Below are 24,645 nucleotides of genomic sequence, written 5' to 3'. Positions count from 1 at the left end.
ACATCGCCTTTGCCGGCGGCTCGCTGATGGCCACGCTCGCGCAGGGTGTGGCGCTCGGCGCGATCCTGCAAGGCATCGTCGTCAATGGTCGCCACTATGGCGGCGGCTGGTGGGACTGGCTGACACCGTTCAGCGTCCTGACCGGACTCGCACTGATGGCCGGCTACGGCCTGCTCGGGGCCACTTGGCTGGTGCTGAAGACCGAAGGCGCGTTGCGCGATCAGGCCTATCGGCTGAGTTGGTGGCTGCTATTTGCTATGCTCGCCGCCATCGGTCTCGTCAGCATCGCGACGCCATTTCTGGATGCCGAATATGCGCGGCGCTGGTTCGCCTGGCCCAACATCATCCTGACGGCGCCGGTGCCGATTGCAGTTGCAGCCATCACGGCGCTCTTGATGCGAAGCCTCGCGGCCAAACAGGATTACCGGCCGTTCTTCCTGTCGCTGGCGCTGTTCGCATTGTCCTATGCCGGATTGGGCATCAGCATGTGGCCCTATATCGTGCCGCGCAGCATCACCATCTGGCAGGCCGCGTCGCCCGACAATAGCCTGCATTTCATGAGCTACGGCGTCGCCGTGCTGGTTCCCATCATCCTCGGTTACACCGCCTGGGCCTATTATGTGTTTCGCGGCAAGGTTCGCGCTGGCGCGGGCTATCACTGATGACACCTGCGTCGCAGCAAAAGCCCGTCCCTTCAGACAAGCGCCCGCTGATGCAGCGCCTGTTGTGGTTTGTTGCGCTGTGGCTGGGCGGCGTCGCCAGTGTGACCCTCGTCAGCTACGTGCTGCGACTGTGGATCGCACCGAAATAGACGCGGTGACCTTTAATCAAATCGTCACCCGCGGACGGCAAATATGCCGGCGACTCACGACGTCCGCGCGCGGACCGTCGCCCGCTGATTTCATGGTTCCCGTGATTTGGCTGGGATGATACAGAATATCGGACGCGAAACCGGAGATGCCTGCGATGATCAACATCCGCCGCCTGCTTGGCTTTCAGCTCGTCGCCGCAGCCAGCCTGATGTTGTCGATCACGCAAGGCCTCGCCCAGCAACCGCGCCCGGATGTCGGCGACGAGCCCGGGCTGATTGCCGACGACTCCGTTCAGCTTGAACCGGAATTCCAGAAGCAGATGGTGCTGTACCGCACCACCGAGGCACCGGGCACCATCATCATCGCGACCTCAGAGCGCCATCTCTATGTGGTGCAGGGCAATGGTCGCGCGCTGCGTTACGGCATCGGCGTCGGCCGCGACGGCTTCCAGTGGCAGGGCCTCTTGAAAATCTCGCGCAAGGCGGAATGGCCGGACTGGACGCCGCCGCCGGAAATGATCGCGCGTCAGCCCTATCTGCCGCGCTTTATGGCCGGCGGCCCCGGCAATCCGCTCGGCGCCCGCGCGCTCTATCTGGGCGCCACCGTCTATCGCATCCACGGCACCAACCGGCCCGACACCATCGGCACCGCCGTATCGTCCGGCTGCTTCCGGCTGGTCAATGCCGATGTCGCCGACCTCTATGAGAGGATCCCGGTGGGCACCAAGGTCATCGTACGGCAGAAGCCTGAAATCTGATCTGCGCCTCGCCGCACAGCTCTTCGATCCAGTTTTTCTCTGACATATTTTTCTCTGAATACGGGGCGGACGTCGCATGGGGATGAAGCGGACTTTCACGACCGGGCTGGCCATCGGCCTGGTGGTTGCCACTGCAGTGGCTGCGGCTGCGATCACCTATGAGCGCTACGACACCAAGACGCTGAAGCGCACCGTCAAGCGTGACGCTGTACTCTGCGGCGTCAATACCGGCCTGCCCGGCTTCTCGTCCCCGGATGCGCAAGGCACCTGGGCCGGCTTCGACGTCGACTTCTGCCGGGCCGTCGCCGCTGCGATCTTCAACGATCCGAAGAAGGTGATCTTCGTTCCGCTCGACGCGTCGGATCGCTTCAAGGAGCTGCAGAGCCGCAAGGTCGATATTCTGTCGCGCAACTCCACCTGGAGCATGTCGCGCGAAACCAATTACGATCTCTATTTCCCCGCCGTATCCTATTATGACGGCCAGGGCTTCATGGTGCCGAAGTCTCGCAAGATCGATTCCGCGCTGGAGCTCGATGGCAGCAAGGTCTGCGTCCAGGACGGCACCACGACGGTGCTGAACCTCGCGGACTACTTCCGCAGCAATAACATCAAATATACCGAAGTGAAGTTTCCCAAGTTGGACGAAGTCCTCAAGGCCTATAATTCCGGCCAGTGCGACACCTTCACGGCGGATGCCTCGCAGCTCTATGCGCTGCGCCTGACCATGAGCAAGCCCGACGATCACCTGATCCTGCCCGACGTCATCTCCAAGGAGCCGCTGGCCCCCGTGGTGCGCCAGCGTGACGACGACTGGATGATGATCGTGAAGTGGACGCTCTATGCCATGATCAATGCCGAAGAGCTCGGCATCACCTCGAAGAACATCGACGAAGCGCTGAAGTCCAAGAAGCCCGACGTGATGCGGCTGGTTGGCACCGAAGGCGCCTATGGCGAAGACCTCAGTCTCTCCAAGGACTGGGCCGCCCGCATCATCCGCCATGTCGGCAATTACGGTGAAGTCTACGACCGCAATATCGGCGAAGGCTCGAAGCTGAAGATTCCCCGCGGCCTGAACCAGATCTGGAGCGCCGGCGGCATTCAATACGCCCCGCCGATTAGGTAGGCTGCTTCTTTCTAACCTCTCCCCGCTTTTGCGGGGAGAGGTCGACCCGGCAGAGCGCAGCGACGCCGGGGCGGGTGAGGGGCATGGCACAGGGCCAGCGCCAATCTCACACTCTCGAAGCAAAGAATTCCACGGGAAGCTTCGGCGCCCATCATCGGAGCGATCCGATGAACTGCCGATGAGGCGCGCGCCTGCCATGCCCCTCACCCGGCGCTACGCGCCGACCTCTCCCCGCAAAGCGCGGGGAGAGTTTAAGAGAGCCCCTCAATAATTCTTCAGCCGCGCCAGTTGGTCCGCGTGATAATTGCTGTCCCCCAGCAATTCCTGGTAGACCCGCGCGCGCTTCATGAAGAAGCCGATGTCGAACTGATCGGTCATGCCCATGCCGCCATGCATCTGCACGCCTTCCTGCACAGCCAGCGTCGCCGTGGTGCCGGCCTTGGCCTTGGCGACGGCAATCGCGGCCGGCGCCGTCGGTGCGCCGTCGTCGATCAGCTGCAGCGCCTTCAGCACGGCCGCGCGCGTGACTTCGATCTCGGTATAGAGATGCGCCGCGCGGTGCTGCAGCGCCTGGAATTCACCGATCAGTTTGCCGAACTGCTTGCGCTCCTTGAGATAGGTCACTGTGCGGCCGAACACTTCGTCTGACAGGCCGACCATTTCGGCGGCGACGGCCCCGCGGCCGATATTCAGCACGCTGTCCAACAATGCCCCGCCCTGATCGACATCGCCGAGCACGCTGTCGGCGGTAACCTCGACATTGTCGAACGTGATCCGCGCTGCATTGTGCGAATCCACCATCGCGGTGCGCTCGAGCGCGATACCCTTGGCCTTCGGATCGACCAGAAACAGCGTGAGGCCGTCGCGCTCACCCGGCGCACCCGCGCTGCGCGCCGCGACGATCAGGAGATCGGCGGTGTGGCCATCGACGACAAAGGCCTTCGCGCCATTCAGCTTGAAACCATTGCCGGAGCGCGCGGCCTTCATCGCTGTCTGCAGCGGGCGATGCTTCGCGCCTTCATCGATGGCCAGCGCCGCCAGCAGCGCGCCACTGGCGATCTTCGGCAGATATTCCGACTTCTGCGCGTCGCTGCCCCGATTCAGCGCCGAGACGCCCAGCACAGCCGTGGAGAAGAATGGCGACGGCATCAGTGTGCGGCCAATCTCTTCCATCACGACGCCGGCTTCGACGGCGCCGAGCCCGCTGCCGCCGAACGCTTCCGGCACCAACAATCCGGCAAATCCCATTTCGGAAAACGCGCGCCAGTAGTCGCGCGAGAACCCGGTCGCATCCTTGCTATCGCGGAGCTGCCGGAAATGACTGACCGGCGCCTTGTCGCCGATAAAGCCGCGGGCGCTATCGCGCAGCATGGTCTGTTCTTCGTTGAGGAGGAGAGGCATGGGTGTGATCCGAAATTTGATGAGAGCTGAGGTGGTGGTTGCTCGTCATTGCGAGGAGCGAAGCGACGCGGCAATCCAGAAACAACAAAGGAAGGAAGAACTGGATTGCTTCGCTGCGCTCGCAATGACGGTGGAGGGGCCGGCGTGTCACGCCCCCGGCAAATCCAGAATGCGTTTGGCGACAATCCCCAGCATCACCTCGCTGGTGCCGCCTTCGATCGAATTCGCCTTGGTACGCAGCCACGCACGCGGACGTGCGCCTTCATGCGAGCGCTGGCTTTCCCATTCCAGTGCATCGATGCCGCCTGCCGACATCAGGATTTCATGGCGGCGCTTGTTGAGTTCGGTGCCGTAATATTTCATCGCCGACGAAAACGCTGGATGCGCCTGACCGGCTTTCGCCAGATCGACCGCGCGCTCGGCCGCACAGGCCAATGCGGCCTCGTCGACTTCGAAACTTGCGATTTGCCCGCGCAGCATCGCATCGTCGAGGCGGCCCTGTTCGTCCGCCCCGATGGAGTCGGCAGCGACCTGGCCAAGCGGCCGGCCAGCACCGCGCTCGCCCATGCCGGAGATCATCGCGCGCTCGTGCTGCAACAGGTATTTTGCCACGTCCCAGCCGCGATCGACGGTGCCGAGCACATGCGACTTCGGCACGCGGACGCTATCGAAGAAAGTTTCGCAGAAGGGCGACTTGCCAGAGATCAAAAGGATCGGCTTGGTCGAGACACCCTTCGACGCCATGTCGAACAGGATGAAGCTGATGCCGTCATGCTTCTTGCCGGACGCGTCGGTGCGCACCAGGCAGAAGATCCAGTCGGCATAGTTCGCGTAAGACGTCCAGATCTTCTGACCGGTGATGAGATAGTCATCGCCGTCGCTCTCGGCGCGCGTCTGTAGCGAGGCGAGATCGGACCCGGCATTGGGTTCGGAGTAGCCCTGACACCAGCGGATCAGACCCGCCGCGATCTTCGGCAGATGCTCCTGCTTCTGGGCGTCGGTGCCATATTTCAACAGCGCCGGCCCGAGCATTGAAATGCCGAACGACACCAGCGGCAGACGGGCCGAGATCGCTGCCATTTCCTGGCGCAGGATCTTCGTCCGTTCACCGTCGAGGCCGCCGCCGCCATATTCCTTTGGCCAATGCGGCACGGTCCAGCCCTTGTCGCGCATCCGTTCGAACCAGATCCGCTGCGGCTCGGATGAATATTTCGCGTTACGTCCGCCCCAGAATGTATCCTCGTCCGAACTCATCGGCTTGCGCATCTCCGGCGGGCAATTGGCCTCAAGCCAGGCGCGCGTCTCGCTGCGAAATTGATCGAGATCCGACATCAGCGTTTCCATCCATTTTGTGCGCGGGATGCCGAGCATCCGCAATGTTGTTGGGCGAAGCTTACTCGCCACTTCGTGGAATTCAATGGCCTGCTGCAAAGCGGAAGTAGTCAGGCTTGCCATTCCGGTGTATCGCCAGAGAACAACGAGCAAAAACACACGAGGAAACAACATGCGTCTCAAGTGGCTTTCGCCTGGCGAAATGTCTCCCGACCAGAAATCCATCTATGACGAGTCGATCGCCAGCAAGCGCGGACGCCCGCCGGAGCCGATGATGGCCTGGCTCGCCAGCCCGAACATGGCCCGGCACGCGACCCGCCTCGGCGCGTTTCTGCGCTACGACACCACGCTGACACCCGCGCATGCCGAGCTGGCGATCCTCGTCACCGCGCGGCACTGGACCGCGCATTTCGAATGGTATGCGCACAAGAAGATGGCGCTCGACGGCGGCCTCGATCCCGCCATCATCGAAGATATCAAGAACCGTCGCACGCCGAGTTTCAGCGAGAAGAAGGCGCGGGTGATCTATGACGTCGCCAAGTCGCTGCATGAGGCGCAGGGTTTGTCCAAGCCGCTCTATGACGAGGCCACCGAGACCTTGGATGCACAAGGCCTCGTCGAGATCATTGGGCTGTGCGGCTACTACACCATGGTCTCGATGACGCTGAACACCTACGAGTTCGGCCTGCCGGACGGGCTGGTCTCGGAACTTGCGTAGGCGATGCCCCTATGGGTAAAGCGCCGCGAGACCCATCAATCCAATTCCCGAAAACGATGGGTTTCGCGAAGACGCTCTACCGATCCTTCGATCCCGTGACTAGATCGTCTTGAGCATCACGCAACTCAGGAGCTCCCACATGCCCGACCAAACCTCGCCGATCGCCGCAGGCACACGGATCGGGCATGTTCATCTGAAGGTTGCCGATCTCGATCGCGCGCTCGGCTTCTACCGCGACGTCCTCGGCTTTCAGGTCAAGCAGCGCTATGGCGATCAGGCTGTCTTCATCGCGGCCGGCGATTACCATCACCACATCGGCCTGAACACCTGGGAGAGCAAAGGCGGCCAGCCGCCGGCGCCCGGCACGACAGGTCTTTTCCATACCGCGATCCTGTATCCCACCCGCGCCGCATTGGCCGACGCGCTACACCGCGTGCTCTCGGCCGGCATCCAGCTCGACGGCGCCAGCGACCACGGCGTCAGCGAAGCGCTGTATCTGCGCGACCCCGACCAGAACGGCGTCGAGTTATATTGGGATCGGCCGGAGGCGGAGTGGCCACGGAATGGCGATGGCGGGATTGCGATGTTTACGAAGCGGCTGGATGTTGAGGAGCTGCTGAAGCAGCGGCAGACATAAACTCAGTCCTCATCCTGAGGAGCCGCGCCCCTTCGCGCGGCGTCTCGAAGGATGTGCCAAGCAGCTCATGGTTCGAGACGGCGCTACGCGCCTCCTCACCATGAGGTTAGAGCTTTGCTCTTCCGCCCCCGCACCAGGATCAACACGGCCGCGGCCACCTGCAACGCCATGCAGACATAAAACGGCACGGCGTAACTGCCCGAAAGATCGCGCAGCCAGCCGACGATGCCCGGACCGAAAGCGTAAGTGACCTGCGTCGCCGCCGTGATCAGGCTGACCAGCACGCCGAACGACCGCGCAGCGAATTCGCGCTGCACGATCAGCGCCGGCAGCGTGATGAGATTGCCGACGGAGAATCCGAACAACGCGCAGGCGAAGAACACCAGCGCCTCGTTGCGCGAATTGATAATTATCGCAAGCGCCGTCGCCTGGCTGAGAAACGACAGCGCCGATGCCAGCCGCTGATTGAGCCGGTCGATCACTGTCGAGAACAGCACGCGGCCAACCACCGCCATCAGCGTCAGCAGCGATACCGCGGCTGCCGCGCGCTCGCGGCCGATCACCGGATCGAGAAACGAGATCAGGTGCACGATGAAGCCGACCTGCGCAAATAATCCGAACGCAAAAGCAATGGTGAGCGTCAGGAACGCCACGTCGCGCATCGCCTCCGCGCGAATGCGTGTCGACGATGGTGCGTTGGCCGCAGCGGCAACACCGCCTTGCGCAGCGCTCGCCGCACGATGCGGCGGATGGCCGACGAAGATGATGATCACCGGGACGAGCAGCACAAGCATCGCGATCGCTGCTGCGATAGTCGCGCCGCCAAAGCCGAATGCATTGCTCGCCGTCACCATCAGAGGCACGCCGACGATGCCGCCGAAACTCGCGCCATTCAGCGCAAGGCTGATGGCCATACCGCGCTTCTTGTCGAACCACAGACCGAGCGTGTTGGTGATGGCGCCGAGACTGGTGCCGGCCCACCCGAATGCGAGCAGCACATTCACCGCATAGAGCTGCCAGGGCGACGTGATTTGTCCGAGCAGGATGGTGGCGAAAGCCATCACGCCGACACCGGCCAGCAAACAGTTGCGCGGCCCGAGCGCACGCATTGCTTCACTCACGAATGCGACGAGCAACGCGCCGACGAGATAGAAAAACGTGGTGGCCGTTGCGATGGTCGAGGCCGGCCAGCCATGCACGCGCTGAAGTTCCGCGAGATAGACGCTCTGGCCATAAAAGCCGAGCGCCCAGCCGAATGTTGCGAGCAGGAAGCAGACACCTACAATACGCCAGCCGTCGTAACGAGCCGATGTTTCGTCATTTACCTCGGGCTTCTTCGGCCCAGTCGGAGTCGCGTCCATTCCGGATCTGCTTTCATTACGTTTCGTCCATCATGCTGCTCTGCGACAACACGCCGCGCTGATGTACCACCGTGATTAGAATTAACCACCCGTTTTACGGGCCAAAGCGCTTTTGGATTAACTTCACAATCAAGCCATTCAAATCTTCACACCCTTGGCAGCTGCATTCGGCAGCGCCATATGGTATCGTATTGGATATGGAGGATTTTGAACCGTGAATGCGCTCGCCGAAGTGACTGAACAGACCGACCGTTCGCTCCTGATCGTGGAGGACGACAAGCCGTTTCTGGAGCGTCTTTCTCGTGCGATGGAAACGCGCGGCTTCACCGTCACGTCCTGCGACTCCGTTTCCGAAGGTCTTGCCCAGATCAGCAAGTCAGCACCCGCTTTTGCTGTGGTCGATCTTCGTCTCGGTGACGGCAACGGCCTCGATGTCGTGTCGGCGCTGAAGCAACAGCGTCCCGATGCGCGCGCCATCGTACTCACCGGCTATGGCAACATCGCCACCGCCGTGACGGCGGTGAAGATGGGTGCTGTCGACTATCTGTCGAAGCCGGCCGATGCCGATGACGTCGTTGCAGCGCTGCTTGCGATCGACAATGATAAGTCCGAACTGCCGAACAACCCGATGTCGGCCGACCGCGTGCGCTGGGAGCACATCCAGCGCATCTATGAGATGTGCAACCGCAACGTCTCGGAGACCGCACGTCGTCTGAACATGCATCGCCGTACGCTGCAGCGCATTCTCGCCAAGCGCGCGCCGCGCTGAGCCTTCTTAAAAGCTAGATTTCGTTCGGCCAGGCTGCATGACCTTGAGGGTCGTGCAGCCTGTTCAGTCTGTGCGCCGCGGTCATCGCGAAGCGCAGCATCATGCCCTTGCGCGTCGGCGCCGGCAGCCGGTGCTCCGGTGCATCGCAATGAACATGCGCGCCATAGGCATCCGCCACGATCAGGCCTGTATCGCCGGGAAAAATCTCGCAGGGCAGATCCTGCGTGAAGGCAAAGAACAGTCGGTCGCAATGCGAGCGATACTCGGGCCATTTCTGATCAGCCCGCAGATCCTCGATCGATGATTTGATCTCGACGATCCAGACATCCCCGCGCTCGTTCAGCGCGACCAGATCCGCACGCCGTCCGGACGGCAATGATAGTTCGCTGACGCATGAGAATCCCAGCGACCGCAGCAGCCTTGTGGTTCCGCGCGTAATGGCCAACGCCGTCTCCGACTGGCGGCGATCGAAAATCAGCGCGGGCGTGTGAACGGCATTCGATTCCATGGCGACAAACTTAGCCGATTTCGGCGGGGCCGCCCATCACGTCTCCCGCCGGTCTGCCGCACGCTTGTCGCAAGCCGGACGCAAGTTTTCCGCAAGCGACGACGTGCGCCGAAAATCATCGCTGCAGCCCGGATTACGGAGACATCTCATGAGCTTAGCCCATCTCGGTCGCGTCGTTCTGCTCGCGGCTGCCGCAACTTTGCCGCAAGCGATTTTCGCCGGTTCCGCACAGGCCAAGCCGACCGTCGAAGTCGCCTTCGTGCTCGACACTACCGGTTCCATGAGCGGCCTGATTGAGGGCGCCAAGCGCAAGATCTGGTCGATCGCGACCACCATCCTCGACAGTAATCCCGACGCCGACATCCGCATGGGTCTCGTCGCCTATCGCGACATCGGCGACGACTACGTGACCAAGACCTTCGACCTCACCACCGACATCCAGGACCTCTATGGCAACCTGCTGCAGGTCCGGGCGCAGGGTGGCGGCGACTGGCCGGAAAGCGTCAACGAGGCGCTCGATGTCGCCGTCAACAAGCTGCAATGGACCAAGGGCAACGATGTCAGGCGTATCGTCTTCCTGGTCGGCGACGCGCCGCCGCATATGGATTATCAGCAGGACACGAAATACACGACCACGCTCGAAGTCGCGAAGCAGAAGGACATCATCGTCAACGCTGTTCTGGCAGGCGGTGCCCGCGATACGGAGAAGGTCTGGCGCGACGTTGCCCAGCGCGGCGACGGCCGTTTCATCGCAATCCCGCAAGATGGCGGCCAGATCGTCATCATCGAGACCCCCTATGACGAAGAGATCATCATCCTGCAGAACGACATCAACAAGACGGTGATCCCCTACGGCCCGCGCGCGCTGCAGAAGCACACCGAGAACAAGACCCGGCAGCTCTCGGAAGTCGCAGCGGCGGCGCCCGCCTCGGCAACGGATATGGCGAGCTACATCAACAAGCGCGCGAAAGTGTCGTCGGAAGCCGTCACCGGCGGCGGCGACCTCGTCAGCGACGTGTCGGCCGGCAAGCAGAAACTCGACAGCGTGAAGGAAGATGAATTGCCTGAGGCCATTCGCAAATTGTCGCCGCAGCAGCGCGCCGATGAACTCGGCAAGCAGATGAAGGATCGCAAGGCGCTGAACGACAAGCTGACAGCGCTGGTGGCCAAGCGCGATGCATACCTCATGACCCAGCGCGACAAGGCGCCGGCCAAGGCGTCGTCCTTCGATCGCGAGGTGGAGGCGACGTTGAAGGTGCAGTTGAAGAAGTAGAACGCGGTCGTCCTTTCCTCCCCTCTCCCCCAGCGCAGCGAAGCTGCGCGCCGTGGGAGAGGGTGCCTGAGCGAAGCGAAGGCGGGAGAGGGCCTTGAGCGAGCGCCCCCTCTCCCGTCTCGAACCGCTCTGCGGTTCGATCCACCCTCTCCCACCCGTCGCGGCTGCGCCGCGCCCGGGGGAGAGGGGAAGAAAGAAGCCGCCCAAATTCCCCCTTTTCTCGTCCGCAAAAATCAGCATTGTGGCGCGATGACAGATGAAACCGAACATAAAGCCCAGGCCGGGGGCACCATCATTCCGGTGACCCTGTTTCAGCAGAACTGCATGTTGCTGTGGGATGAGGCCACGCGGCAGGCCGTGGTGATCGATCCCGGCGGCGACGTGCCGCTGATCCTGGACGCCATTGCCAAGGCCAATGTGAAGGTCGAACAGATCTGGCTGACCCACGGCCATATCGACCATGTCGGCGGCGCCGACGAGCTGCGCGAAACGCTGAAGGTCGAAATCATCGGCCCGCATGTCGCCGATACGTTCCTGCTCGAACATGTCGAGGACAGCGGCGCAAAATACGGCATGACGGGCACCCGCAACTTCATGCCCGATCGCTGGCTCAATGAAGGCGACACCGTCAGCGTCGGCGGTCTGACCTTCGACGTATTGCACTGCCCCGGTCATTCGCCCGGCAGCGTCGTGTATTACAGCAAGGCGATGAAATTCGCCCATGTCGGCGACGTGCTGTTCGCAGGCTCCATCGGGCGGACCGACTTCCCCGGCGGCAGCCATGAGACATTGATTAATTCGATTACGACCAAACTGCTGCCGCTCGGCGACGATGTCGGGTTCATCTGCGGTCATGGCCCCGGCTCCAGTATTGGCCAAGAGCGCATGACCAACCCGTTCCTCACCGGCCAAGCATAATCTCGCCATGAGCGATGACAAGGCCTCCGGGGAGCAAGGAGCGCTTTCCAAGCACATCCTGCCGAGCTCCGGGACGATGATCGGCGTCTGCGCGACGCTGATCGGACTGGTCAAGATCATGGAGCCGCAGATCGGCCCCAGCCGGGTCGATGAATATTCGGCCATCGCCTCGCTGTTCTTTCTCGCCAGCGCGGTCGCATCCTACACATCGATGCGGAAGTCGCAAAACCGCCAACTCAGCGAGCGCTGCGAGTCGATTGCCGATCAGTGCTTTCTGGGAGGCCTCGTCGCGATCACAGTGATCATCCTGTTTTTCGCCTACGAAGTCATCTAGCCGGATTAGTCGGCTCGAGCGGGATCGGCCCAGTCTTCGATTTGCGATGCCGCAATGGTACGCTTGGGTTGATATGGATTGAGTGTGCCGGCTGTAGCGGTCCAGCCTTTGGCCAGGATTTCCCGGGCGAACAGTTTTGCATCGATTTCGGATTTGAAGGTCCTGGTCGTACGGACACCGTTTGTCGCACGAGTGTCGGACTTCACGGATTTGTCGGGGCCAAACGCCACGTACCAGATATCGGGCTTCGTCATCATGGTGTAGTAACGCGAATTGTGACGAAAAGTTGCATCTCGTGTGGCATGCTCGAGCTTGGCAGGCCTTACCTCTTGGTCGTATGCCGCGGCTCGACAATATCCGATACTAGGCCGAGTTTCTCCAGCAGGCGGATCGTCAGATAGGTGGTATCGAACTCCCACCAGCGATGGCCATGGCGCGCGGAGCGCTGATCGGCGTGGTGATTGTTATGCCAGCCCTCGCCATGGGCGAGGTAGCCAATGAACAGATTGTTGCGGCTGTCCTCATCGGTCACGTAGTTGCGGTAGCCCCAGATGTGGGTGACCGAATTGACCGCCCAGGTCTGATGCCAGACGAAGACGGTTCGCACGAAGACCGCCCAGATGACGATGCTCAGAGCGAACTGCACGGCCTCGGCCCATGAGCCGCCCCACAGCAGTTTGCCGGCCAGGCCCGCAAAGAAGAAGACGTTGATCTGGATCAGCAGGATCTTCAGCTGCCAGAAATTACGTTCCAGCGCGACATAGAACGGATCGCGCAGGACGTCCTTGGCATATCGTTCATAGATGCCGAGGCGGGACAGGTCCGGGTTCTTCACCAGCAGCCAGCCCATATGGCCCCAGAAGAAGCTGGCAAGCGGGCTGTGTGGGTCCGGCTGTTCGTCGGACTTCTCGTGATGACGGCGATGGATGGCAACCCAGCGCGCCGGCGTATCCTCGGCACAGCAGATCGCCACGACAACGAAAGCGTGCTCCAGCCATTTCGGGCACTTGAAACCACGATGCGTCAGCAACCGGTGATAACCGATATTGATGCCGATGAGGCCGAACAACCGCGCTGCGATGACCGCCACGATCACCGCTGTCCAGTTGAAGAACATCGGCATCAGCGCGAGTAGTGCGAGTGCGTGAAAGGTGGCGATGGTGAGCGTGTTGAGCCAGTCGATGCGATAGGGCTGTACGCCGTCCGGCAAAGCGAGACCTGTCTCGGTACGATCGGCAAGGGGAATGTCCAGTGCGATGGCAGGGGCGATCTGATCGCGATTGCTGGTGGCCATCGTTCTCCGCATCCGGGCGATTGATCGCCGCGTGGTGCTCGTGTGATTCCCCGGCACTTCTCTACGCGAGAACATCGGCGCTGACTACAGATACGCCGCAGGCCATAGATGGAACAAAACGGGCCGCCTGAAGGCGGCCCGTTCGAAAAGTCATTTATTGATCGGCTTAATCGATCACTTCCACGATGCGATGGGTGCGCGGCTCGACGAGAACCGTGCGACCATTGACCACGGTGTAGCGGTATTCACGGGCGGAATTGTATTCTGCCGGAACCTCGTAATAGGTCACGCCGCTCTCAGGCAGCACGGCACCGACACGAACTTCATTGCTATAGGTGTAGGATGGGCGACGCTGTTCCACGACATAGCTGCGGAACCGCGGACGATCGTCGACACCGAGCACGCCGGCTACGCCGCCGACAACACCACCGATGGTGCCGCCTACGATAGCGCCCACAGGACCAGCTGCGCGCTCGCCATCGCGCGCACCACGCTCAATGCCTCCGGGGACACCCTGAGCCTGAGCAACAGCGGGAAGAGCCATCATGGCGACGATGGCAGCGGTTCCAAGAAGACGGCGGATCATGATGATCTCCAGTTTTGATTGATCGGTATTGCGCCGATACAAGCTCGCGGCCGCACAATGGTTCCGGCGATTGAACCGTTAGAACCTGCGCACCTAGGCTGAAATATCTGGAGAGATATGGAACCGGAGGGGGCTACGCCTTTTATTCTGACGCGTTTTCTAGACGCGAACCGGTATCCACTTCGCTTGAAAACGCTTTAGCTCGTGACCATCGCGCGGATGCGTCGCAGGAAATGATCGAGGTCGAACGGCTTGGTGATCATCTCCATCCCAGGCAGCAGAAAGCCCTTCGCCATAACGACGCTTTCGGAATAACCAGTGATGAACAGGATCTTCAAGTCCGGCCGCGCCTCGCGCGCTTGATCGGCAAGCTGACGGCCGTTCATGCCGGGCAGCCCGATATCGGTGACCAGCAGATCGATATTCGGCGTCTCGCGCAGGACCCGCAAGCCCGACGGACCATCAACTGCCTCGAGCACGCGATAGCCTTCGTCCTTCAACATATCGACGATGACAGAGCGCACCACCGGCTCATCCTCGACCACCAGCAGGGTTTCGCCTGCGGCCACATGCTGATCGCCCTTCAGCGGCGCCGCATCCTGTGCGGCAGCGTCTCCCTCATGGCGCGGCAGATACAGTTTCACGGTCGTCCCGATATCGAGCCTGCTGTTGATGCTGACATGTCCGTTGGATTGACGCGCGAAGCCGTAGATCATCGATAGGCCGAGGCCCGTGCCCTGCCCGATCGGCTTTGTCGTGAAGAACGGATCGAAGGCGCGCGCCACGACCTCCGGGCTCATGCCGGTTCCGCTGTCGCTGACGCTGATGCAGATATAGTCGCCAAGCGTCAGAGCCGGCGCATTGGCATTGATGGCATCGACGCGCACATTCTGTGTCGCGATCTTCAAGTGCCCGCCATCAGGCATCGCGTCGCGCGCATTGATCGCCAGATTGAGCAACGCGCTCTCCAACTGGTTCGGATCGCACAGCGTGCACCATAGATCAGGCGCCGCCGCGATATCGAGATCCAGCGTCTCGCCAATGGTCCGGCGCAACAGATCCTCCAGCGAGACGATCAGCCCATTGGCATCGACACTTTTCGGAATCAGCGGCTGCCGCCGCGCGAAGGCCAGCAATCGGTGCGTCAGCGCAGCCGCACGATTGGCCGAGGTCATCGCAGCGTCGATATAGCGCGCGATATTGTCGGTGCGGCCCTGACCGAGCCGTGTCTGCATCAGGTCGAGCGAGCCGACGATGCCGGTGAGCAGGTTGTTGAAGTCATGTGCGATGCCGCCGGTGAGCTGACCGACAGCCTCCATCTTTTGCGACTGACGCAGGGCCTCTTCAGTATTTTTAAGGCGCTCGGCGGCAGCCTTCTCGGCGGTGACATCGCGCGCCACACAATAGATCTGGTTCTGATCCGGCACCGCCGTCCAGGACAGCCAGCGATAGGAGCCATCCTTGTGGCGAAGGCGATTCTCGAAGCGGATCGTCGGCTCGCCGGCAGCAAGCTTATCGACCTCGGCCATTGTCCTGGCCTGATCCTCGGGATGCTCGAGCCAGCGCGAGGTCTTGTTGAGCAGCTCGGCCTCGCTCCAGCCGAGCGTACGCGTCCAGGCCGGATTGACGGTGCGCCAGACGCCATCATGGTCGGCGACCATCAGGAGATCCTGCGACACGCTCCAGATCCGGTCGCGCTCACGCGTCTTGTCGCGCACACGCTGTTCCAGCGTCTCATTGAGGTCTGCAAGTTTTGCCGCGAGCCGACGCGCCTCATCCTCGCTCTTGCGCAGCGCCTGCTCTGCCAGCACCTGATCGGTGACGTCGGTATGCGCACCGACCAGCCGCAGCGGCTTTCCCGCGTCGTCGCGCTCGATATAGGATCGCACTGAAATCCAGCGGGTCTGGCCATCGCTCGGGCGAATGATGCGATACTGCACAGTGTAGTCGCGCACGCCGCCTTTCACCGCGTCGCGAAACTTCTGCTCCGTCGCCTCGCGATCCTCAGGGTGGATGCGACGCACCCAATCTTCGTGCGACTCGTTGGCCGCTTCCGGCGGTAAACCATGAACAATCAGATATTCGGGCGATCGACGATTGCGGAAGCCGGTACGCAGATCGACTTCGAGACCGCCGATCTGGCCGATCTGCTGCACGCGCGCGAGCTCTGCTTCTCGCTCGCGCAAGACAATGGTCGCTTCATGATCCCGGGTAACATCGCGGCAAACCACCAGCACGCCGCCGACGCCGTCATCCAGATCGAGCGGACTGTAGCTGTAGGTCCAATAGCTGTGTTCGAGCTTGCCATGGCGCGTCATGGGGATCAGCTGGTTTTCATGCCAGGTGGCACCGCCGCCACTCATCACCTGCGCGATCTGCGGGCCGATGATGGGCCAGATTTCGTGCCAGAATTCACGGCCGCGCGCGCCCAGCCCTGCGTGATGCTGTTGTGCATCCATGGTCAGCGCATAGGCGTCATTATAGAACTGGATGAGGTCCGGCCCCCACCAGATGAACATCGGGTGGTTGGTATTCAGAACGATCCGGATCGCAGTGCGCAGACTCTGCGGCCAGGTGTCCGGTGCTCCGATCGGATGCGATGCCCAATCGTAAGCACGCATCAACGCCCCCATCTCGCCTCCACCGGCGAGAAAGTCGGGCGAATTCGGTCGATGGGCATCCAACATGCGCGGGCAATCGGTACGCAAGACCAGTCTGACGTATCTTGAGAACTTAGCGCCCTGTCAGACCTGGCGCAAATCGGCGCCGATCACGCCTGTTACTTGTCAGGGTGACTTGATGAGACCGGCAGCCGTGAGGGCACGAGTAATGGCACCGTTGATATCGATAGACCGCCGTCCCGCGGGATCGCGGCGCGCGGCGCCTCGATCGCCTGACGTGCGCGGCTTTTGCGTCACCAATGAGACAACAGCATCCGCCGGCGCCGCGGGTTCCACGGCTGCAGCTTCGACATTGCGCGGTGCAAGCTGCCGGGTAAGGCCGAAGAACTGCGCGATATGATAGGAGGATGAGATGCCGGCTTCGAGCAGGAAGGCACCGGCGGCACCATAGGGCTCGTCCTGTCCGGCAATCGCCAGCGGCGTGCCATGCGCCATGTCTGTGATCGTGAAGGATTCCACGACGGTTTCACCGTCCTTGTTCCACCACACCTCACGCGGATAGCCATCGACATCCACTGCCGACATCGGCGCTGGCGGCAGGCCGTGAAGGTCGAGCCACTGCTTGACGATTTCGCCGGCATTTGCCGGATTCACGGTGCGATCGGCACTGCCGTGCCAGACTGATACTTTCGGCCACTCACCGGTATGCGGCGATGCCTTGCGCACGAGATTGCCGAGATCGTTCGCGGCACGCGGCGCCGCGCGATACATACCGCTCAGCGCCTCCTGCATGGTGGTAGCGATACCGTAAGGCAGGCCCGCAATGATGGCGCCGGCCGCAAACACGTCAGGATAGGTTGCGAGCATCACCGACGTCATCGCGCCGCCGGCCGACAGACCCGTAACGAAGATACGCTTGCGGTCCACATCGTGGTCCACGGCCATCTGCTCGATCATCTCACGGATCGAGAGCGCTTCGCCGCTATCGCGCGCGATGTCATCGGCATTGAACCAGTTGAAGCAGGTGTTGCCGTTATTGGACGACTTCTGTTCGGGCATCAGCAGCGCGAAACCATAGCGCTCGGCCAGAGCAGACCAGCCGGTGCCGTTGTCATAGCCCGCAGCGCTCTGGGTGCATCCGTGCAGCACGACGACCAATGCCGGATTTGCTGCCAGCGTGGCGGGCACGTAACTGAACATACGGAGGTCGCCGGGATTGCTGCCGAAACCCGTTGATTCGCTGATCGGACTCAAACCTGCCGATGCACGGCCGCGCGCCAACCCCTGCAACGTATTGATTCCGGGCGGTTTCGGGAGATTGCGGAGGAAATCGATATTATCGGCAAGAGACACGGCAGCTCCTAGGTCGTCAGGCTTATACAACAGTACCGACGACATATGGTTGCTGCACTGCAAAATAAAACAAATACGGTTTCAATATACCTATCAACGAAACGAGAGGCGCCACGGACGCTTCCGAAATTACCTATATTGCAAAGGAAGCCCCGCAGGGCCGGCCATAACATGGCCACGCCATACGGGGCGAGTCGGGGAGAGATGACGAGTTATTGTTTCATCTCGTTCTTCATCATCTTGTCTTTCTTCATGCCGTCCTTGTGCATGGAATCCTTCTTCGCGCTATTTTTCGACATTCCCTGGGTGCCCGTGGCCTTGGTCTCGCCTTCCTTCGCCGTCGTGCCGGTGCCCATCTTGGTCGAATCCTGGCCGGACGGGCCGGTCGCCTGGGCAAAGGCTGCGAACGGAGTAGCGCCGATGGCCGTGGCGCAGATCGCAACAAGAATGGTTTTCCGCATGGTCAGCTCCTGTTGAGTGAACGGCCTTCAACGCGACGTGGTTCGAAACGTTCCTGTTCCGTCGGCCGTCAATTACCGGTTCCGCACACGGTTTCGCGATTGACGTCACACCAGACCGACGATGTGCAAAAGCACACCCGCGCCTGCACAAGCCAACAGGATCTGCAGCAAACCAATCCTCAGATAGAAGACCCCAAGCAGCGCCGCGACCGACAGCGCGACAGCCCATCCATTGACGCTCTGCAGAACCGGCATGTCGAAGCTGAGTCCGAGCGTGCGAACAGGTTTCACCTCCCGAAACATCGTGTGGATGGCGAACCATATCGCCAGGTTGAGGATGACGCCGACCACTGCGGCGGTAATCGCCGCCAGCGCGGCGCTCAGCGCACGGTTGCCACGAAGAGTTTCGACGAACGGCGCCCCGAGGAAAATCCAGAGAAAGCACGGCGCAAAGGTCACCCAGGTCGCGAGCAATCCACCAAGCGTGCCCGCCAGCAGCGGCGGCAACATCCCCGGTGCGCGGAAAGCAGCCATGAAGCCCACGAATTGCAGCACCATGATCAACGGACCAGGCGTGGTTTCGGCCATGCCAAGGCCATCGAGCATCTCGCCCGGCTTCAGCCATGCGTAGTGATCGACGGCCTGCTGCGCGACATAAGCGAGAACCGCATAGGCACCGCCAAAGGTGACCATCGCCATCTTGGAGAAGAAAACGGCAATCTGGCTGAACACGTCATTGCTGCCGAACGCCACGAGCAGCACAGCGACGGGCGTGAGCCACAGCACCAGCCAGACGACCGCAACGGTGAGCGACTGCCGTACGCTCGGCCGGGCATGGAGAGGAAGTTGATCTCCGAGCAAACTATCAGCATCACCGCCGCCTGATGAGCCGTGGCCCACACTTACCGTGAAGGCGGGCAGACCGGCCCGACCGCCGAGAAAGCCAATTGCTGCCGCACCGAAAACGATCACCGGGAACGGCACGTCGAGAAAGAAGATCGCGAGGAAGGCGATGGCCGCCAGCGCGCGCATCACATCGTTCTTCAGCGCGCGACTACCGACCCGCACCACCGCCTGCAGCACGATCGCGAGCACTGCGGCCTTCAAACCGAAGAACAGCGCCGCGACGATGCCGACATTGCCGAACACAGCGTAAATCCAGCTCAGCACCATGATGCAGATTGCACCGGGAAGGATGAACAGCCCGCCGGCCATCAGCCCGCCGGCGGTCCGGTGCATCAGCCAGCCGATATAGGTGGCGAGCTGCTGCGCCTCCGGGCCCGGCAATAGCATGCAATAGTTCAGCGCATGCAGAAAACGGCTTTCCGACACCCAGCGCTTCTCGTCGACCAGGATGCGATGCATCACCGCGATCTGCCCGGCCGGACCGCCGAAGGAAAGCAACGCGATCCGGAGCCACACCGAAAATGCCTCCGAGAAGGAAACGCCGTGGGTCTGCGGCTCGGGAATGGCCGGTGGTGTGACCGAAGTTGCTTCCGCCATCTCAAGCTTTCGTCTTTGCTGTCGGCCAGTTGTGGGTTTCGGTGCTGGCATCTCGGCACCAGCGATAGAACGCATCGTACAAATTCAGTCCAGCCTCAAGCTGTTCGAGATCGTCGGCATACATCCGCGACAGGCCGAGTGACGCCGCCAGCAGGCCCGGCGCTTCCGGGGCGAGATCGAGCCGTGCTGTATCCGCTGCGCGGACAATGGTAGCCAGCCGCAGCAACGGCGGCGTGGTGAGGCCGAATTCCTCGATCATCACATCGAAGGTACAGAGCTCGCCGCGATGGCTCCAGAACACGCCTTCGATATCGAAGGGCGCAGCATCGAATTTCTCGCCGACTGCCGACACTTCCGACGGCGCAACGAACATGAACAGCGCCGCCGGATCGATGAAACGCCGGATCAGCCAGGGACAGGCAATGCGGTCGATCTTTGGCCGTTCGCGCGTCACCCACAAAGTGCGGCCCTGCGGGTTTTGTGGCGGCAACTTGCCGGTGGGAACGCGCGGCAGGCTCGCACTCTCCCATGCGAGATACCCGCCTTCCAGAACCTCTGCCGGGATACCAGCATCGCGCAGCAGCGCGGCAACGCCGTGACTGAGCTTGAGACCTTTCTGGCAGATCACCATGGCGGACCGACCGCGCAGCGCCGCGGCCCAGCCATTCACGTCGCCAAATGGCCGCCGGACCGAACCTGGCAGGAGAAACGGCGACAGGGCGAAATCCTCGTCGGTGCGAACATCGACGAGCGCGGGACATTTCGGCGTCCCGATCAGGCGAACGAGTTTTTCAACGGAAATGCTGTTAATCGATGACATGGCGCGTCCTTGCAGGAATGCGGGACGCGATACTTGGGCATGTCGCCTCGTGGGGAGATCGCTTTGTCCCCATGCCCCAATATCAAGCCATCGCGATTGACCTGTCAAGGCGCGTGCTGGACGATCAAACGCCGTGCTGGAATTCTATACGTTGCCCGCGCGGCGCATCCATAGCAGAAAGCCCGCACAGGCGGCGACCGACAACACGCACAATGCGAAGCTTGCGAGCAGCGCGATGACTGCCGATGCCTCGGATTGCACCGCGAAATAGACCGCGCCGATCGCAGCAACGCCGGCTGCATTGGCGATTTGTGTCGTGGTGCCGTACATGCCCGAGCCAGCTCCCGCGCTCGACGTTTGTACGGTTGACAGCACGGCACTGGACAGCGGCGCCATGACCAGACCCTGGCCGTAACCGAACACGGCAAGCGGTACCGCCAGCAGCGATGCAGATGACGCATTCACGGCCAGCACCGTTGCAGCCAGCGCGGCGAGACCGATGACCTGCACCACGCAGCCCTCGATCAGCACCAGCGTGCCACGATGGCGTGACCGCATGCCGCTGTGACGGGATGCGACAACGAAGGCCAGCGCCAGCGGTACGAAAATAAAACCGGCCCGCAGCGGCGGCATGTGCAGCGTATTCTGCATGAACAATGTCATCGCCAGGTAAAATGACAGATTGGCGAAGAAGAAAAAGAACACCGCGCACAGCCCGCGCATGAAAGCAGCATCCGCGAGCAACGCCAGATCGATCAGCGGCATGCCACCACGCAGCGCGACACGGCGCTCCAGCCTGACGAAGCCGACGATCACTGCCGCACCCATAGCCATCGCCAGCCATACAGACGGCGCCCAGTGCAATTCGTACCCGAACAGCAGCGGGCCGATCAGACCGAGCAACCCGGCGAACAGCACCAGCGCACCCCGTATATCCAGCCGCGTGCCTGGACGGCGAGGAACGGATGGCATCAGCCGCCACGCCGCCGCGATGATGACAAGCCCCACCGGTACATTGACGAAGAACACCGCACGCCAGCCGAGGCCTGCAAGATCCATCGTCACCAGCAGGCCACCGAGCAGAAAGCCCGCGGCGCCGGCAAGGCCAAGCACGATGCCGTAAACAGCGAAGGCGCGGGCGCGGGCTTCATCCACAAACAGCACATGGATGGTGGCCAGCACCTGCGGCACCATCAGCGCTGCAGTGGCGCCCTGCGCCAGCCGCGCCAGAATCAGCTCCGGTCCGGATTGCGCGAGCCCGCACCACAGTGACGTCAGGGTGAAGCCAAGCACGCCGGCGAGAAAGGTGTTCCTAGTGCCGTAGATATCACCGAGCCGACCACCGGTGATCACCAGCGTCGCATATCCGATCAGATAGACCGCAATCACAGCCTCGATCTGCGCCGCGCTGGCACGAAGCTCGACCGCGATGGTTGGGATCGCGACATTGACGATGAAGGCATCGACCCCAAACATGAACTGCGCCGCAACGACGATCGCCAGCACCCACCAGCGGCGCACGGAGTCGACAGGATTGGCAACGATCTGGTGCATGGAGCGCCTCGTTCAACGGTTCGGCCTGAAGCAGCCGCCCACTTTGATCCCAGCTTCCAGTCATCGCGTCGATTACCTCGGAGGTAGCTTTATTCAATTGAACTCTCCCGTCGGAATTGGTGGCGCGCTGACCGCAGGCCCGGCTTCGCAGGTCGATCTCCCCGTCCAAGTCACACCGAATTTGCATTCCTCGTGCAGGAAGATGCCGCCTGTGGCCCGATTGCTGCATGGCGAGACGATTGCATATGCCGGCCCTTCCGGTTTCGAGGCCTCTTCGATGTATGACTACGACATGATCGTGATCGGCTCCGGTCCCTCTGGCCGGCGCGCAGCCGTCCAGTTCGCCAAGCTCGGTAAATCCGTGCTGGTGGTGGAGAAGGGCCGGCGGGTCGGCGGCGTCTCGGTCCATACCGGCACCATTCCATCGAAGACCCTGCGCGAGACCGTGCTCAACCTGTCCGGCTGGCGCGAGCGCGGCTTCTACGGCCGTTCCTATCGGGTGAAACAGGACATCGACGCCCACGACCTGATTGTGCGGCTGCAGAAGACACTCGACCACGAGGTCGAGGTGCTGGAGCATCAGTTCAGCCGCAATGCCGTAAAGACGGCGATCGGCGAGGCACGTTTCACCGGACCGCACCAGATCGAGATCGCCAATGAGAAGAACGAGATCAAGAATGTCACCGCCGGCCATATCCTGATTGCCTGCGGCACCCGCCCGTTCCGGCCGGATTACGTGCCGTTCGACAACAAGACCGTGTTCGACAGCGACGAGATCATCGACCTGCCGAAACTGCCGCGCAGCCTCGCAGTCATCGGCGCCGGCGTGATCGGCGTCGAATATGCGACCATCTTCAGCGCGCTCGATGTCGCCGTCACCCTGATCGAACCGCGGCCGACCTTTCTCGACTTCATCGACAAGGAGCTGATCGACGAATTCATGCACGAGCTGCGCGACCGCAATGTCGCGCTACGGCTCGGCTCCAAGGTCAATGCGATCGAGCAGAACGCACATGGCCAGATCGTCACCCGGCTCGCTGACGGCCGCAACGTCACGTCCGAGATGTTACTGTTCGCCGCCGGCCGCGTCGGCGCGACCGACCGACTCAATCTCGATGCTGCCGGCATCGCCGTCGATCACCGCGGTCGCATTGCCGTCGATCCCGTAACGCTGCAGACCAGCGTGCCGCATATCTATGCGGCGGGCGATGTCATCGGCTTTCCTTCACTGGCCTCCACATCGATGGAGCAAGGCCGCGTTGCCGCCTGCCACGCGCTCGGGATGGAGCCGCTGGCGCCCCCGGAGTTCTTTCCCTACGGCATCTATTCGGTGCCGGAGATTTCCACGACCGGACTCACCGAAGAGGAAGTCCGCCAGAAGGGTATTCCCTATGAAGTCGGCGTCGCGCGGTTTCGCGAGACCTCGCGCGGACATATCATGGGCCTGGATAGCGGCATGATGAAGATGATCTTCTCGACCAAGACCCGCCGCCTGCTCGGCGTGCATATTCTGGGCGAAGGCGCGACCGAGCTGATCCATATCGGCCAGGCCGTGCTCAACCTGAAAGGCACGATCGACTACTTCATCCAGAACACGTTCAACTATCCGACGCTGGCCGAGGCCTACAAGATCGCCGGGCTGGATGCATGGAACAGGATGACGGCGCGGTAGCGCAGAAGCGCCATGGCCACATGGATTCGTGGCCTGACGTCACGCGTGGCATGCCCAGGTCCTAGCCGCGCTTGCCACCAATCGAGATGAACGCCATGAGACACGGCTCCGGCAACGGGTTGCGCCAGCGATGGCGTGTTCCGTTCTGCACGACGCAGTCGCCCTGACGCAAATGGACTTTCTGTCCATCGTCCAATTCCAGCGTCATCTCGCCGCGAACCACGACTCCGTAATCGATCGTATCCGACGTGTGCATGCCTGGCGCATCGCGCTCGAAATGATCCCCCATGCCCGGGACCTTGTCCGACAACTCGCGCAGCCCGCTTTCCATTGTGACGCCGGGCGGCGGCTTCCAGCCTTCGAGCCGCTTGGGCGGATACGAAATCAGACGAAACATCGTTCCTCCCGGGCCGGGAAAAGCGCGCGTTCCCTTGAGCATCGGGTCCGGCTCCAGGCCGGTGAGGCCGGGCACTCCCTCGGTCATGTAGAGTTCGTAGAATGTCAGGCCGGGATTGGCATCGATCTCCACGACCTTGGATGTGACATCGAAGGACTTGAACACCGACTTGCCGGCTTCATCGCGGCCGGTCACGACCCGCTTGGGCGGTGGCAGCTCGCTCGCATCTTTCGCATCCGAGCTTTGCGGTAGCGCGGCCAAAGCGCCGCCGGCGGCGATGGCCGACAGCGCCTGGAGCAGTTGGCGCCGATCGCTGCCTGCAAATCGTTCGGTACCCTGCGCGGCATCCAGAGACCCAGCATTCGAAGGCTTAGGCTTCTGACGCGACAACCACCGCCATGAGAACTTGCTCATCTGCATTCTCCATCGCGCTTTATCGTC

25 protein-coding genes are annotated in these 24,645 nt (G+C 61.7%); 11 read left to right on the top strand and 14 right to left on the bottom strand.

Annotation, left to right across the window (positions count from 1 at the left end; translation table 11 throughout):
- From AB7951_RS29540 to AB7951_RS29525, 4 genes are all read left to right on the top strand, one after another.
- Positions 1 to 662 (top strand): cytochrome d ubiquinol oxidase subunit II (locus AB7951_RS29540; RefSeq protein ID WP_441256104.1); only part of this gene is annotated, 662 nt, incomplete at its 5' end.
- Positions 662 to 811, top strand: a complete 150-nt coding sequence (locus AB7951_RS29535) for a DUF2474 domain-containing protein (RefSeq protein ID WP_120287497.1) — start codon at positions 662 to 664, stop codon at positions 809 to 811. The genes AB7951_RS29540 and AB7951_RS29535, both read left to right, overlap by 1 nt.
- 155 nt (positions 812 to 966) lie before the next feature.
- Positions 967 to 1,569, top strand: a complete 603-nt coding sequence (locus tag AB7951_RS29530) for a L,D-transpeptidase (RefSeq protein ID WP_089263709.1) — start codon at positions 967 to 969, stop codon at positions 1,567 to 1,569.
- A gap of 82 nt (positions 1,570 to 1,651) precedes the next feature.
- On the top strand, positions 1,652 to 2,692 hold the full coding sequence (locus AB7951_RS29525; RefSeq protein WP_120287498.1) for an amino acid ABC transporter substrate-binding protein: 1,041 nt from the start codon (positions 1,652 to 1,654) through the stop codon (positions 2,690 to 2,692).
- Between the two features lie 264 nt (positions 2,693 to 2,956).
- On the opposite strand, the gene AB7951_RS29520 is transcribed toward AB7951_RS29525, so the two are convergent.
- Both AB7951_RS29520 and AB7951_RS29515 read right to left on the bottom strand, forming a co-directional pair.
- Positions 2,957 to 4,093 carry an acyl-CoA dehydrogenase family protein gene (locus AB7951_RS29520; RefSeq protein WP_441256103.1) on the bottom strand — a complete coding sequence of 379 codons (1,137 nt, stop codon included), beginning with the start codon at positions 4,091 to 4,093 and terminating at the stop codon, positions 2,957 to 2,959.
- 147 nt (positions 4,094 to 4,240) lie between these two features.
- Positions 4,241 to 5,425 carry an acyl-CoA dehydrogenase family protein gene (locus AB7951_RS29515; protein WP_120288060.1) on the bottom strand — a complete coding sequence of 395 codons (1,185 nt, stop codon included), beginning with the start codon at positions 5,423 to 5,425 and terminating at the stop codon, positions 4,241 to 4,243.
- A 172-nt stretch (positions 5,426 to 5,597) separates the two neighbouring features.
- Between AB7951_RS29515 and AB7951_RS29510 the strand changes: the two genes are divergently transcribed.
- Together AB7951_RS29510 and AB7951_RS29505 are read left to right on the top strand one after the other, a co-directional pair.
- Positions 5,598 to 6,143 carry a carboxymuconolactone decarboxylase family protein gene (locus tag AB7951_RS29510; RefSeq protein ID WP_120287500.1) on the top strand — a complete coding sequence of 182 codons (546 nt, stop codon included), beginning with the start codon at positions 5,598 to 5,600 and terminating at the stop codon, positions 6,141 to 6,143.
- Positions 6,144 to 6,282: 139 nt separating this feature from the next.
- Positions 6,283 to 6,780, top strand: a complete 498-nt coding sequence (locus AB7951_RS29505; RefSeq protein ID WP_120287501.1) for a VOC family protein — start codon at positions 6,283 to 6,285, stop codon at positions 6,778 to 6,780.
- Positions 6,781 to 6,875: 95 nt separating this feature from the next.
- Here AB7951_RS29505 and AB7951_RS29500 read toward each other — a convergent pair whose 3' ends face one another.
- The gene (locus tag AB7951_RS29500) at positions 6,876 to 8,141 is read right to left on the bottom strand and encodes an MFS transporter (RefSeq protein ID WP_120287502.1); all 1,266 of its coding nucleotides are present in this window, start codon (positions 8,139 to 8,141) and stop codon (positions 6,876 to 6,878) included.
- Positions 8,142 to 8,355: 214 nt separating this feature from the next.
- Here AB7951_RS29500 and AB7951_RS29495 point away from each other — a divergent pair, with 214 nt between their 5' ends.
- On the top strand, positions 8,356 to 8,910 hold the full coding sequence (locus tag AB7951_RS29495; RefSeq protein WP_089263491.1) for an ActR/PrrA/RegA family redox response regulator transcription factor: 555 nt from the start codon (positions 8,356 to 8,358) through the stop codon (positions 8,908 to 8,910).
- A gap of 13 nt (positions 8,911 to 8,923) precedes the next feature.
- On the opposite strand, the gene AB7951_RS29490 is transcribed toward AB7951_RS29495, so the two are convergent.
- Positions 8,924 to 9,418: an MmcB family DNA repair protein gene (locus AB7951_RS29490; protein ID WP_120287503.1), complete on the bottom strand. Its 495-nt coding sequence runs from the start codon at positions 9,416 to 9,418 to the stop codon at positions 8,924 to 8,926.
- A 148-nt stretch (positions 9,419 to 9,566) separates the two neighbouring features.
- On the opposite strand from AB7951_RS29490, the gene AB7951_RS29485 reads away from it, so the two are divergent.
- The 3 genes from AB7951_RS29485 (at position 9,567) to AB7951_RS29475 (ending at position 11,943) form a co-directional block, all read left to right on the top strand.
- Positions 9,567 to 10,691: a vWA domain-containing protein gene (locus AB7951_RS29485; protein WP_120287504.1), complete on the top strand. Its 1,125-nt coding sequence runs from the start codon at positions 9,567 to 9,569 to the stop codon at positions 10,689 to 10,691.
- 249 nt (positions 10,692 to 10,940) lie between these two features.
- Entirely contained in the window at positions 10,941 to 11,609 is a 669-nt protein-coding gene (locus AB7951_RS29480) for an MBL fold metallo-hydrolase (RefSeq protein ID WP_120287505.1), read from the top strand.
- Positions 11,610 to 11,616: 7 nt separating this feature from the next.
- Positions 11,617 to 11,943, top strand: a complete 327-nt coding sequence (locus AB7951_RS29475) for a hypothetical protein (RefSeq protein ID WP_120287506.1) — start codon at positions 11,617 to 11,619, stop codon at positions 11,941 to 11,943.
- A gap of 5 nt (positions 11,944 to 11,948) precedes the next feature.
- On the opposite strand, the gene AB7951_RS29470 is transcribed toward AB7951_RS29475, so the two are convergent.
- The 9 genes from AB7951_RS29470 to AB7951_RS29430 all read right to left on the bottom strand — a co-directional run bounded on the left by AB7951_RS29470 (position 11,949) and on the right by AB7951_RS29430 (position 22,135).
- Positions 11,949 to 12,200 carry a hypothetical protein gene (locus tag AB7951_RS29470; protein WP_093757625.1) on the bottom strand — a complete coding sequence of 84 codons (252 nt, stop codon included), beginning with the start codon at positions 12,198 to 12,200 and terminating at the stop codon, positions 11,949 to 11,951.
- A 65-nt stretch (positions 12,201 to 12,265) separates the two neighbouring features.
- Entirely contained in the window at positions 12,266 to 13,237 is a 972-nt protein-coding gene (locus tag AB7951_RS29465; protein WP_439062019.1) for an acyl-CoA desaturase, read from the bottom strand.
- 166 nt (positions 13,238 to 13,403) lie between these two features.
- The gene (locus AB7951_RS29460; protein ID WP_068730422.1) at positions 13,404 to 13,823 is read right to left on the bottom strand and encodes a DUF1236 domain-containing protein; all 420 of its coding nucleotides are present in this window, start codon (positions 13,821 to 13,823) and stop codon (positions 13,404 to 13,406) included.
- A gap of 197 nt (positions 13,824 to 14,020) precedes the next feature.
- Entirely contained in the window at positions 14,021 to 16,510 is a 2,490-nt protein-coding gene (locus AB7951_RS29455) for a PAS domain-containing protein (RefSeq protein ID WP_120287507.1), read from the bottom strand.
- Positions 16,511 to 16,609: 99 nt separating this feature from the next.
- Positions 16,610 to 17,797: an extracellular catalytic domain type 1 short-chain-length polyhydroxyalkanoate depolymerase gene (locus AB7951_RS29450; RefSeq protein WP_199711980.1), complete on the bottom strand. Its 1,188-nt coding sequence runs from the start codon at positions 17,795 to 17,797 to the stop codon at positions 16,610 to 16,612.
- 212 nt (positions 17,798 to 18,009) lie between these two features.
- On the bottom strand, positions 18,010 to 18,258 hold the full coding sequence (locus AB7951_RS29445; protein ID WP_093757628.1) for a hypothetical protein: 249 nt from the start codon (positions 18,256 to 18,258) through the stop codon (positions 18,010 to 18,012).
- A 105-nt stretch (positions 18,259 to 18,363) separates the two neighbouring features.
- Complete coding sequence (gene chrA / locus AB7951_RS29440) at positions 18,364 to 19,761, bottom strand: chromate efflux transporter (protein WP_120287510.1); 1,398 nt, start codon at positions 19,759 to 19,761, stop codon at positions 18,364 to 18,366.
- Position 19,762: 1 nt separating this feature from the next.
- Positions 19,763 to 20,581, bottom strand: coding sequence for a sulfurtransferase/chromate resistance protein (locus tag AB7951_RS29435; RefSeq protein WP_120287511.1), 819 nt, complete (start codon positions 20,579 to 20,581; stop codon positions 19,763 to 19,765).
- A 144-nt stretch (positions 20,582 to 20,725) separates the two neighbouring features.
- Positions 20,726 to 22,135, bottom strand: coding sequence for an MFS transporter (locus tag AB7951_RS29430; protein WP_120287512.1), 1,410 nt, complete (start codon positions 22,133 to 22,135; stop codon positions 20,726 to 20,728).
- Positions 22,136 to 22,412: 277 nt separating this feature from the next.
- Here AB7951_RS29430 and sthA point away from each other — a divergent pair, with 277 nt between their 5' ends.
- The gene (gene sthA, locus AB7951_RS29425; protein WP_120288062.1) at positions 22,413 to 23,807 is read left to right on the top strand and encodes a Si-specific NAD(P)(+) transhydrogenase; all 1,395 of its coding nucleotides are present in this window, start codon (positions 22,413 to 22,415) and stop codon (positions 23,805 to 23,807) included.
- 61 nt (positions 23,808 to 23,868) lie between these two features.
- Here the strand turns inward: sthA and AB7951_RS29420 are convergent, their stop codons facing one another.
- Entirely contained in the window at positions 23,869 to 24,618 is a 750-nt protein-coding gene (locus AB7951_RS29420; protein ID WP_309942008.1) for a cupin domain-containing protein, read from the bottom strand.
- Positions 24,619 to 24,645 lie beyond the last annotated feature (27 nt).

This window comes from Tardiphaga sp. 285_C5_N1_2 (assembly GCF_052076065.1).
GTDB lineage: Bacteria > Pseudomonadota > Alphaproteobacteria > Rhizobiales > Xanthobacteraceae > Tardiphaga > Tardiphaga robiniae.
The sequence above is the reverse complement of the archived record's forward strand: the minus strand, read 5'-3'. Positions and strand labels throughout refer to the sequence as shown.

What these genes read in the sequence shown, in the direction of transcription:
- AB7951_RS29535 (WP_120287497.1), top strand. Translation starts at nt 662, where the DNA reads ATGACACCTGCGTCGCAGCAAAAGCCCGTCCCTTCAGACAAGCGCCCG.
- AB7951_RS29530 (WP_089263709.1), top strand. Translation starts at nt 967, where the DNA reads ATGATCAACATCCGCCGCCTGCTTGGCTTTCAGCTCGTCGCCGCAGCC.
- AB7951_RS29525 (WP_120287498.1), top strand. Translation starts at nt 1,652, where the DNA reads ATGAAGCGGACTTTCACGACCGGGCTGGCCATCGGCCTGGTGGTTGCC.
- AB7951_RS29520 (WP_441256103.1), bottom strand. Translation starts at nt 4,093, where the DNA reads ATGCCTCTCCTCCTCAACGAAGAACAGACCATGCTGCGCGATAGCGCC.
- AB7951_RS29515 (WP_120288060.1), bottom strand. Translation starts at nt 5,425, where the DNA reads ATGTCGGATCTCGATCAATTTCGCAGCGAGACGCGCGCCTGGCTTGAG.
- AB7951_RS29510 (WP_120287500.1), top strand. Translation starts at nt 5,598, where the DNA reads ATGCGTCTCAAGTGGCTTTCGCCTGGCGAAATGTCTCCCGACCAGAAA.
- AB7951_RS29505 (WP_120287501.1), top strand. Translation starts at nt 6,283, where the DNA reads ATGCCCGACCAAACCTCGCCGATCGCCGCAGGCACACGGATCGGGCAT.
- AB7951_RS29500 (WP_120287502.1), bottom strand. Translation starts at nt 8,141, where the DNA reads ATGGACGCGACTCCGACTGGGCCGAAGAAGCCCGAGGTAAATGACGAA.
- AB7951_RS29490 (WP_120287503.1), bottom strand. Translation starts at nt 9,418, where the DNA reads ATGGAATCGAATGCCGTTCACACGCCCGCGCTGATTTTCGATCGCCGC.
- AB7951_RS29485 (WP_120287504.1), top strand. Translation starts at nt 9,567, where the DNA reads ATGAGCTTAGCCCATCTCGGTCGCGTCGTTCTGCTCGCGGCTGCCGCA.
- AB7951_RS29480 (WP_120287505.1), top strand. Translation starts at nt 10,941, where the DNA reads ATGACAGATGAAACCGAACATAAAGCCCAGGCCGGGGGCACCATCATT.
- AB7951_RS29475 (WP_120287506.1), top strand. Translation starts at nt 11,617, where the DNA reads ATGAGCGATGACAAGGCCTCCGGGGAGCAAGGAGCGCTTTCCAAGCAC.
- AB7951_RS29470 (WP_093757625.1), bottom strand. Translation starts at nt 12,200, where the DNA reads ATGATGACGAAGCCCGATATCTGGTACGTGGCGTTTGGCCCCGACAAA.
- AB7951_RS29465 (WP_439062019.1), bottom strand. Translation starts at nt 13,237, where the DNA reads ATGGCCACCAGCAATCGCGATCAGATCGCCCCTGCCATCGCACTGGAC.
- AB7951_RS29460 (WP_068730422.1), bottom strand. Translation starts at nt 13,823, where the DNA reads ATGATCCGCCGTCTTCTTGGAACCGCTGCCATCGTCGCCATGATGGCT.
- AB7951_RS29455 (WP_120287507.1), bottom strand. Translation starts at nt 16,510, where the DNA reads ATGTTGGATGCCCATCGACCGAATTCGCCCGACTTTCTCGCCGGTGGA.
- AB7951_RS29445 (WP_093757628.1), bottom strand. Translation starts at nt 18,258, where the DNA reads ATGCGGAAAACCATTCTTGTTGCGATCTGCGCCACGGCCATCGGCGCT.
- chrA (WP_120287510.1), bottom strand. Translation starts at nt 19,761, where the DNA reads ATGGCGGAAGCAACTTCGGTCACACCACCGGCCATTCCCGAGCCGCAG.
- AB7951_RS29435 (WP_120287511.1), bottom strand. Translation starts at nt 20,581, where the DNA reads ATGTCATCGATTAACAGCATTTCCGTTGAAAAACTCGTTCGCCTGATC.
- AB7951_RS29430 (WP_120287512.1), bottom strand. Translation starts at nt 22,135, where the DNA reads ATGCACCAGATCGTTGCCAATCCTGTCGACTCCGTGCGCCGCTGGTGG.
- sthA (WP_120288062.1), top strand. Translation starts at nt 22,413, where the DNA reads ATGTATGACTACGACATGATCGTGATCGGCTCCGGTCCCTCTGGCCGG.
- AB7951_RS29420 (WP_309942008.1), bottom strand. Translation starts at nt 24,618, where the DNA reads ATGAGCAAGTTCTCATGGCGGTGGTTGTCGCGTCAGAAGCCTAAGCCT.